Consider the following 2,297-nt stretch of genomic DNA (forward strand, 5'->3'; position numbering starts at 1 on the left):
CCCTCGCCGCACTACGACACGCTGCTGGCCAAGCTGATCGTGCATGCGCCCTCGGCGCGCTTCGCCGATGCGCTGCGCCGCTCGCTGCGTGCGCTCGACGAGTGCCGCATCGAGGGCATCGCCACCAACCTGCCGCTGCTGCGCGCGATCGCCGCGCGGCCCGAGTTCGCGACCCAGGCCGTGCACACGCGCTTCGTCGAGGCGCACCTGGGCGATCTGCTGGCGGCCGCGGCGTCGTTCGAAAAACGCGCGAAGGAGACAACGCCAGTCGTCGCGCAAGCGGCGGCCTCCACGATCGATGAAGCCGACGATGGCCTCACGGTCAAGGCCCCGATGCCCGCGAAGCTGGTGCAGTTCGAGGTCGCGGTCGGCGATGTGCTGCCCGCGGGCGCGCAGCTCGGCGTGCTCGAGGCCATGAAGATGGAACACCTGCTGCACGCGCCCACCGCGGGCCGCGTGGTGGCACTGCTGGCCGCGCCCGGCGACTACCTGGTCGAGGGCCAGTCGCTGCTGCGGCTGGAGGCGGTCGACGCGCAGGCCGTGGACACCGAGGCGCGCGCCGCGCACGACCTCGACGCGATCCGGCCCGACCTGAAGAAGGTCATCGACCGCCATGCGTTCACGCTCGACGAGAACCGCCGGGCCGCCGTCGACAAGCGCCATGCGCAGGGCGGGCGCACCGCGCGCGAGAACATCGCCGACCTCTGCGACAGCGCGGCCGATCCCGGCAACTTCATCGAGTACGGCGCGCTCGCCATCGCGGCGCAGACGCGCCGCCGCACGCTCGAGGACCTGGTCGCGAACACGCCGGCCGACGGCATGGTGACCGGCATCGGCAGCATCAACGCGAGGCAGTTCGGCCCCGAGCAGTCGCGCTGCGCCGTGCTGGCCTACGACTACACGGTGCTGGCCGGCACGCAGGGCATGCGCAACCACCACAAGACCGACCGGCTGCTCGCGGTGGCGCACCAGCTGCGGCTGCCGGTGGTGCTGTTCGCCGAGGGCGGCGGCGGGCGGCCCGGCGACACGGACATGCCGATCGTCGCGGGCCTCAACAACCACACCTTCAGCCAGTTCGCCGCGCTCTCGGGCAAGGTGCCGGTGGTCGGCATCGTGCATGGCCGCTGCTTCGCGGGCAACGCGGCCTTGCTGGGCTGCGCCGACGTGATCATTGCCACGAAGGGCAGCAACATCGGCATGAGCGGCCCCGCGATGATCGAGGGCGGCGGCCTCGGCACCTTCGCGCCCGAGCAGATCGGGCCGAGCAGCGTGCAGTCGCGCAATGGCGTGATCGACATCCTGGTGGAGGACGAGGCAGCGGCGGTCGCGGCCGCGAAGCAGTACCTGTCGTACTTCCAGGGCCCGGTCGCCGACTGGCAGTGCGCCGACCCGCGCGCCTTGCGCCACGTGGTGCCCGAGAACCGGCTGCGCGTGTACGACGTGCGCGCCGCGATGCGCGGCGTGGCCGACACCGGCTCGCTGCTCGAACTGCGCGCGGGCTTCGGCGCGGGCATCGTGACCGCGCTCGCGCGCATCGAGGGCAAGCCCGTCGGGTTGATGGCCAACAACCCGCACCACCTGGGCGGCGCGATCGACGTGGAGGCGGCCGACAAGTCGGCGCGCTTCATGCAGCTGTGCAATGCGCACGGCCTGCCGATCGTCTCGCTGTGCGACACGCCGGGCTTCATGGTCGGCCCCGAGATCGAGGCGCAGGCGCAGGTGCGCCATGTCTGCCGCATGTTCATGGTGGCCTCGCACCTGCGCGTGCCCTTCTTCGCCGTGGTGCTGCGCAAGGGCTACGGCCTGGGCGCGCAGGCGATGACGGCCGGCGGCTTCGACGCGCCGGTGTTCACCGTGGCCTGGCCCATGGGCGAGTTCGGCGCGATGGGGCTCGAGGGCGCGGTGCGGCTGGGCTTCCGCAAGGAGCTCGCCGCGGCGGCCGAAGGGGCCGAGCGCGATGCGCTGTTCAAGCAGCTGGTGGCGCAGCAGTACGAGAACGGCGAGGCGATCCACATGGCGCAGACGCTGGAGATCGACGCCGTGATCGATCCCGCGCAGACGCGCGACTGGCTGGTGCGCGGGCTGGCCTCGGCCACGCGTCCCCACGAGGCGCCGGCGCCCTACGTAGACACCTGGTAACCAGGCGGCAGACCCTGCCGCGCGAAGTGACACGGTGGCTCCGTACACTTTGGCGCTTTTGCGCGAGGGGCATGACGCTGGTTTCATATCGATTCGCCGGGATCGGCGCCAGGCTGGCGACGGGCATGCTGTGCCTGGCGCTGTTCGCCGCCGTCGCG

1 protein-coding gene is annotated in these 2,297 nt (G+C 71.9%); it reads left to right on the forward strand.

Annotated elements, in window-relative coordinates; translation table 11 throughout:
- A partial coding sequence (locus tag AC27VN_RS39235) for a carboxyl transferase domain-containing protein (protein WP_490880178.1) occupies positions 1 to 2,139 on the forward strand: 2,139 nt, incomplete at its 5' end.
- Between the last annotated feature and the right edge of the window lie 158 nt (positions 2,140 to 2,297).

It is taken from the genome of Variovorax sp. 20P10.2.4 (assembly GCF_058244205.1).